The following is a 7,189-nucleotide window of genomic DNA, read 5'->3' on the forward strand; positions in this document are numbered from 1 at the left end:
AAGGTCGATGGCTCCGCGACTCGGCGCGGGCTGGTTACGGGTGGGGGGCACGAAGCGGATGGCAGGACAGGCTTTCGTGCATCTGCGGGTCCATTCGTCCTTCTCGCTGCTGGAGGGCGCGCTCTCGATTGTCAAGCTCGCCAAGCTCGCCGGCCACGACCGGATGCCGGCGCTGGCCGTCACCGACACCAACAATCTCTTCGCCGCCCTCGAATTCTCCGAGAAGATGAAGGGCGAGGGCATCCAGCCCATCGTCGGTCTTTCCCTCGGGATCGATTGCGGCGACCGGACGGTCGATCCCAAGCGGCCCAACCTGCAGGCGGCCAAGCCCCGCATCGCACTGCTGGCGGCGAGCGAGGAGGGCTACATGAACCTGATGGCGCTGTCGTCACGGGCCTTCATGGAGAGCGCCGATGTCGGCGATGCCAGTGTCCCGCTCGCCGTCCTCGCGGCCCATGGCGGCGGACTGATCGCCCTCACCGGCGGGCCCGGCGGCCCGGTCGACCAGGCCTTCCGGAACAGCCAGGCGGACCTTGCCCGCGGCCGTCTCGATCGGCTCGCGGCGATCTTCGGCGACCGGCTCTATGTCGAGCTGCAACGCCACGGCCTCGACGAGGAAAGGGCGGTAGAGCCCGACCTGATCCAGGAGGCCTATGGGCGCGGCCTGCCGCTGGTCGCCACCAACCAGTGCTATTTCGCCTCCCTCGGCGACTATGAGAGCCACGACGCGCTGATCTCCATCGCCGAGGGCCGGGTGCTGGGGGATTCGGAGCGCCGGCAATTGACGCCCGAGCACCGGTTCAAGACCCAGGCGGAGATGGTGGCGCTGTTCTCCGACCTGCCGGAGGCGGTGGCGTCTACCGTGGAGATCGCCCGCCGCTGCCATTTCCGCCCGCGCACCCGCAAGCCGATCCTGCCGAGCTTCACCGAGGAGGCCGGCGGCGCGGTGCTGGACGAGGCGGCGGCGCTCGCCCGCCAGGCCAGTGAGGGGCTCGAACGGCGGCTCGCCGTCCACGGGCCAGCCCCCGGCCTCACCGAGAAGGACTACCGCGACCGTCTCGACTTCGAGCTCTCGATCATCGCCGGCATGAAGTTCCCCGGCTATTTCCTCATCGTGTCCGACTTCATCAAATGGGCCAAGGCGCAGAACATTCCCGTCGGCCCCGGCCGCGGCTCCGGCGCCGGGTCGCTCGTCGCCTATGCCCTGACCATCACCGATCTCGATCCTCTGCGCTTCGCGCTCCTGTTCGAGCGCTTCCTCAACCCCTCGCGCGTGTCGATGCCGGTATTCGTAATCGACTTTTGCCAGGACCGCCGCGACGAGGTGATCCGCTACGTCCAGGAACGCTATGGCCGCGCCCAGGTGGCGCAGATCATCACCTTCGGCACGCTGCAGGCGCGCGGCGTGCTGCGTGACGTCGGCCGCGTCCTCGAACTGCCCTATGGCCAGGTCGACAAGCTCTGCAAGCTCGTGCCGCAGAATCCGGCGGCGCCAGTGACGCTGGACAAGGCCATCGAGGGCGAGCCCAAGCTCCAGGCGGCGCGCGAGGAGGACCCGGTCGTCGCCCGGCTCTTCGACATCGCGACGAAGCTGGAGGGGCTCAACCGCCATGCCTCCACCCACGCCGCCGGCCTCGTCATCGGCGACCGGCCGCTGGTCGAACTCGTGCCGCTCTACCGCGACCCCAAGACCGACATGCCGGTCACCCAGTTCAACATGAAATGGGTCGAGCAGGCGGGCCTGGTGAAGTTCGACTTCCTCGGCCTCAAGACGCTGACCGTGCTGCAGAAGGCGGTGGAACTGATCGCCCGGCGCGGCATCGCCGTCGATCTCGCCACCATCCCGCTCGACGACGCGAAGACCTTCGACATGCTGGCGCGCGGCGAGACGGTCGGCGTGTTCCAGGTGGAAAGCGCCGGCATGCGCAAGGCCCTGGTGGAGATGCGGGCGAGCCGTTTCGAGGACATCATCGCCCTCGTCGCCCTTTACCGGCCGGGACCGATGGCCAATATCCCGGTCTATTGCGCTCGCAAACATGGGCTCGAAAAGGCCGAATATCCCCATCCGCTGCTCGAACAGGTGCTCTCCGAGACCCACGGCATCATCGTCTACCAGGAGCAGGTGATGCAGGCGGCGCAGATCCTTTCGGGCTATTCGCTCGGCGAGGCCGACCTCCTGCGCCGCGCCATGGGCAAGAAGATCAAGGCGGAGATGGACAAGCAGCGCGAGCGCTTCGTCTCCGGCTGCGTCGAACGCTCGATCCCCAAGGCCAAGGCGGACGAGATCTTCGACCTTCTCGCCAAATTCGCCGATTACGGCTTCAACAAGAGCCACGCCGCCGCCTATGCCCTGGTGTCCTACCATACGGCCTATCTGAAGGCGAATTACCCGGTCGAGTTCATGGCGGCCTCCATGACGCTCGACCTCTCCAACACCGACAAGCTGTCAGAGTTCCGCCGCGAGGCGGTGCGCCTCGGCATTCCCGTCGACCCGCCGAGCATCAACCGCTCCGGCGTCCATTTCGAGGTGGCCGAGGGCCGTATTCTTTATGCCCTGGCGGCTGTGAAGGGCGTCGGCGCCCAGGCGGTCGAGGCGGTGGTGGCGGCGCGCGGCGACCAGCCCTTCCGCGACCTCGGCGATTTCGCCCAGCGCATCAACCCGCGCATGCTGAACCGCAAGACGCTGGAGAACCTCGCCTCCGCCGGCGCCTTCGACGATGTCGAGACCAACCGCGCCGCAGCCTTCGCCGCCATCGACCAGGTTCTGGCGGAAGCCCAGCGCCAGGCCGAGGGGCGGGCGCTCGGCCAGGACGAGCTCTTCGGCGGCTCCGGCGCGCCGCTCATCCGCGTGCCGAACGTCGAGCCCTGGCTGCCGGCCGAGAAGCTGGACGAGGAATACAAGGCGATCGGCTTCTTCCTCTCGGGCCATCCGCTGGACGATTATCTGCCGGCGCTGAAGCGCCTGCGCATCGAGCCCTTCCTCGACTTCGCCCGCAGCGTCCGCCAGGGCGCCAGCGCCGGGCGCCTGGCCGGAGTCGTCACCGCGCGGCAGGAGCGGCGCACCAAGACCGGCAACAAGATGGGCATCGTCACCTTTTCCGATCCCTCCGGCCATTACGAGGGGGTGCTGTTCTCGGAGGGGCTGGCGCTCTACCGCGACCTGCTGGAGCCGGGAAAGGCGGTGCTGCTGGCGGTTGGTGCGGAATTGCAGGGCGACGACGTGCGCGTACGCATCCAGTCGGTCGAGCCGCTCGACGCCGCCGCCGTCCGTGTCCAGAAGGGGTTCCGCGTCTTCGTCGGGGACCTCGGCGCCATCGACAGCATCGCCCGCCGCCTGCCGGCCAAGGGCGACGGCGAGGTGAGTCTGGTGATGCGGCTCGCCGATGCCGGCAGCGAGGTCGAGGTAAAGCTGCCGGGCCGCTTCGCCGTGTCGCCACAGATCGCCGGCGCCATCAAGGCCGTGCCCGGCGTTCAGGCTGTGATGGAGATGTAGCCCCTCAGGGGGCGAGCCCGGCGAGGCGCTCCGGCAGGCTGGCGATCGCCGCTTCGTCGGCATTGGCGAAGGCGAAGCGCAGGTGGTCTTCCTGTCCGGGTCCGAAATAGGCGCCCGGCAGGCCGAGAACCCCGCGCTTGCGGGCCAGCGCTTCGGCGACCCGTTCCGCGCCGATCCCTGCGAAGGGATGGCGCACATAGGCGAAATAGGCGCCGATGGACGAGATCGTCCAGCCCTCGCAGGCCTTCAGCACGGTCTCGAAGGCGGCGATCCGCCGGTTGATCGTGGTGCGTGTCGACGCCCGCCAGTCGGCGACACCGGCGATCCCCCAGGCGAGGGCATCCTGCGCCGGACGGGCGGCGCAGATCTGGAAACTGTCGAGGACCTTGAGAATCTGCCCCATCGCGGCCGGTCCGGCGACGATCGCGCCGATGCGGTGGCCTGGAACCGCATAGGATTTCGAGAACGAATAGAGCTGGATGACGCTGTCGCGCCAGTCGGGGGCGGCAAGGAGGCCGTGCGCCCGGTTGGTCCCCGCCGCGAGGAAATCCCGGTAGGTCTCGTCGATGATGAGGGCGAGCCCGCGGCGACGGGCGAGAGCCGCGAAGGCGGCGATGACGCCTTCGGGATAGATGGCCCCCGTCGGATTGTTCGGCGTCACCAGCACGATGGCCCGTGTCGTCGCGTCGATCAGCGCCTCCGCGGCGGCGGGATCGGGCACGAAGCCGGCCTCTGGCCGGCAGGCGAGGGGCTGGACGCCGATGCCGAGCATCTGCAGCGTCATCTGGTGGTTGAAGTACCAGGGCGCCGGCAGGATCACCGACGTGCCCGGCCCCGCCACCGCCAGCACGGCAGCGAGGAAGGCGAGGTTGCAGCCGGCGGTGATGGCGACATCGGCGGCCGAGGTGTCGCTGCCATAGAGGCGGGCGACCTCCTCAGCATAGGCCTCGCGGAGCGGCGCATCGCCGAGGATCGCGCCATAGCGCGCGATGTCCGGCCGGCCCGCAGCAGCGGCGAGCCGGTCGAGAAGGGCAGGGGGCGGCGGCGACCCCGGTGCGGCCTGCGACAGGTCGATCGGCGGGCCGGCGGCGCCGTCATAGGACGCCATCCAGGCGCGCGCCGCCGGAATCGGCGGCGTGCCGGTGTCGAGAACGTTGACGTTGAGCGGCAGCAAGCGGATTACCAGACGCCAGTGTTCGCCATCGAGGCCCATGGCTCGGCGGCGGGCTTGGCCTCGCCCTTCTGCAGGATCTCGATGGAGACGTTGTCGGGCGAGCGCACGAAGGCCATGCGGCCGTCGCGCGGCGGACGGTTGATGGTGACGCCGGCCTTCTGCAGCCGCTCGCAGGTGGCGTAAATATCGTCGACCTCATAGGCGAGGTGACCGAAATTGCGCCCGCCGGTATAGGCTTCCGGGTCCCAGTTGTAGGTCAGTTCGAGCATCGGCGCGTCGCGCCGGCCGCTCGCGATGTCGGCCTCCGCCGCCGCCTTGTCCTCCGGCGCGCAGAGAAAGACGAGCGTGAACTTGCCCTGCGGAAAATCGTTCTTGCGCACCTGAACCAGCCCGAGCTTGTTGCAGTAGAAGTCGAGCGACTGGTCGAGATCGGTCACACGGACCATGGTGTGCAGATAGCGCATGGGGAGCCCTCGTTCTTGCCGGAGGTGTCGATGACGGAAGCGGAGTTGAAGACTGCCACGGACGATCTGGCAAGTCTCATCGGGCAGTCCAGCCGCGCGGTGGCCTTCACCGGCGCCGGCATTTCCACCGAGAGCGGCATTCCCGATTTCCGCTCGCCCGGCGCGCTGTGGACCCAGAACAAGCCGATCCCCTTCCAGGCCTTCATGGCGAGCCGCGAGGCGCGGGCGGAAGCCTGGCGGCGCAAGTTCACCATGGACGACAGCTATCGCGGGGCGGCGCCGGCGCGCGGCCATCTCGCCCTCGCGGCGATGATCGACGCCGGCAGGCTGTCCGGCATCATCACCCAGAACATCGACAACCTGCACCAGGATTCGGGCGTCGCCGACGCCCATCTGATCGAGATCCACGGCAACGGCACCTATGCGACGTGCCTTTCCTGCGCCCGGCGCCACGAACTGGCCTGGGTGCGGCAGCGCTTCGAGGCGACGGGCGGCGAGCCGCCGGACTGCGAGGCCTGCGGCGGCCCGGTGAAATCGGCCACCATCTCCTTCGGTCAGGCCATGCCGGAGCTGAAGATGCGCCAGGCCGCCGCCTGGTCGACCGATTGCGACCTGTTCCTGGCCATCGGCACCTCGCTCGTCGTCTACCCCGCCGCCGGGCTGCCGCTCGCCGCCCGCGACAGCGGTGCGCGGCTCGTCATCATCAACCGCGAGGAGACGCCGCTCGATGCCGCCGCCGATCTGGTCGTCCGTGCCGATATCGGCGCGGTGCTGGCCGGCGTCGCCGGCAGGCTCGGCATCGGGCGCCTCTCCTGACCCCTGTGGATAGACCATCCACCAAAGTGGTGGGGAAGACGGACAAGGCTGCATTTTGGGCTTTGCCGGCGCCGGACGGGTGCTATCCTTTGTTGCAAGAATCAGGTGGGGCGGGATCGAGGCCACGATCCCGAGAGCACGGCGGTGAGAGTGATGACGTCGGACGGTTCCGATGCAGACGGCCTCGGCGGCAAAGGCGGGCTGACGTTGCGGGCGGAAGCTTCGTCCGCACCGGAAGCAGCACCCACCGATCTGGTCGAGATTTCCGGCGCCATCAAATGGTTCGATGTCGCCAAGGGCTACGGTTTCATCGTTCCCGACGAGGGCGGATCGGACGTGCTCCTGCACGTGACGACGCTTCGCCGCGACGGTTTCCAGACCGCCCATGAGGGCGCCCGCATCATCGTCGAGGCGACGGCGCGGTCCCGCGGCCTCCAGGCGTTCCGCGTCCTGTCGATGGACGATTCGACCGCCATCCACCCGGCGCAGATGCCGCCGGCCCGCACCCATGTCGCCGTGGTCCCGACCAGCGGGCTGGAGCGCGCCGAGGTGAAGTGGTTCAACCGCCTGCGCGGCTTCGGTTTCCTGTCGCGTGGACCGGGCACGCCGGACATCTTCGTCCATATGGAAACGCTGCGCCGCTACGGCATGACCGAGCTCAGGCCGGGGCAATGGGTCCTGGTCCGGTTCGGCGACGGCTCCAAGGGGCTGATGGCCGCCGAGGTGCGTCCGGACGGAGCGCCCTTTCCAGCCTCCCACTGACGGGCTAGAACAGCGGCCATGATGATCGATCGCCGCAATCTTCTCGCCGCAGCCTTCGTCCTGCCGGTCGCCCCGGCCTTGGCGCGCGGCGATACCGCCCGCCTGACCATCGTGACGCGGGCCGGCGTCAACCATCCCTTCGTGCTGGAGATCGCCAACACGCCGGAGACCCGCTCGCGCGGGTTGATGTTCCGCCGCGAACTGCCCGACGGCCGCGGCATGCTCTTCGATTTCGGCACCCGCGAGACCGAGGTCACCATGTGGATGAAGAACACCTACATCCCGCTGGACATGATCTTCATCCGCGCCAACGGCGTCATCAACCACATCGCCGAGAACACGACGCCCCTGTCGGAGGCGACGATCTCGTCCAACGGCCCGGTCAAGGGCGTGCTCGAGGTCATCGGCGGCACGTCGCGGCGCCTCGGCATCGCGGCGGGTGACCGGGTCGAGCATCCCTTCTTCCGCGGTTGAGCCGAC

General features: G+C 68.6%; 6 protein-coding genes. 4 read left to right on the forward strand and 2 right to left on the reverse strand.

Features of this window, described 5'->3' with window-relative positions:
• Positions 1 to 58: 58 nt before the first annotated feature.
• Positions 59 to 3,493: a DNA polymerase III subunit alpha gene (gene dnaE, locus Q8O26_RS09430; protein ID WP_305575252.1), complete on the forward strand. Its 3,435-nt coding sequence runs from the start codon at positions 59 to 61 to the stop codon at positions 3,491 to 3,493.
• Positions 3,494 to 3,497: 4 nt separating this feature from the next.
• On the opposite strand, the gene Q8O26_RS09435 is transcribed toward dnaE, so the two are convergent.
• Positions 3,498 to 4,706, reverse strand: a complete 1,209-nt coding sequence (locus Q8O26_RS09435) for an aminotransferase (protein ID WP_371134509.1) — start codon at positions 4,704 to 4,706, stop codon at positions 3,498 to 3,500.
• Positions 4,673 to 5,131: a lactoylglutathione lyase gene (gloA, locus tag Q8O26_RS09440; protein WP_305575254.1), complete on the reverse strand. Its 459-nt coding sequence runs from the start codon at positions 5,129 to 5,131 to the stop codon at positions 4,673 to 4,675. Before gloA ends, Q8O26_RS09435 begins: the two co-directional genes overlap by 34 nt.
• 30 nt (positions 5,132 to 5,161) lie before the next feature.
• On the opposite strand from gloA, the gene Q8O26_RS09445 reads away from it, so the two are divergent.
• From Q8O26_RS09445 to Q8O26_RS09455, 3 genes are all read left to right on the forward strand, one after another.
• The gene (locus tag Q8O26_RS09445) at positions 5,162 to 5,947 is read left to right on the forward strand and encodes a Sir2 family NAD-dependent protein deacetylase (RefSeq protein WP_305575255.1); all 786 of its coding nucleotides are present in this window, start codon (positions 5,162 to 5,164) and stop codon (positions 5,945 to 5,947) included.
• Positions 5,948 to 6,100: 153 nt separating this feature from the next.
• Positions 6,101 to 6,709, forward strand: coding sequence for a cold-shock protein (locus Q8O26_RS09450; RefSeq protein ID WP_305575256.1), 609 nt, complete (start codon positions 6,101 to 6,103; stop codon positions 6,707 to 6,709).
• A gap of 18 nt (positions 6,710 to 6,727) precedes the next feature.
• Positions 6,728 to 7,183 carry a DUF192 domain-containing protein gene (locus tag Q8O26_RS09455; RefSeq protein ID WP_305575257.1) on the forward strand — a complete coding sequence of 152 codons (456 nt, stop codon included), beginning with the start codon at positions 6,728 to 6,730 and terminating at the stop codon, positions 7,181 to 7,183.
• The last annotated feature ends 6 nt before the right edge of the window (positions 7,184 to 7,189 follow it).

The organism is Phreatobacter sp., from assembly GCF_030691135.1.
In the GTDB taxonomy this organism is placed as follows: domain Bacteria; phylum Pseudomonadota; class Alphaproteobacteria; order Rhizobiales; family Phreatobacteraceae; genus Phreatobacter.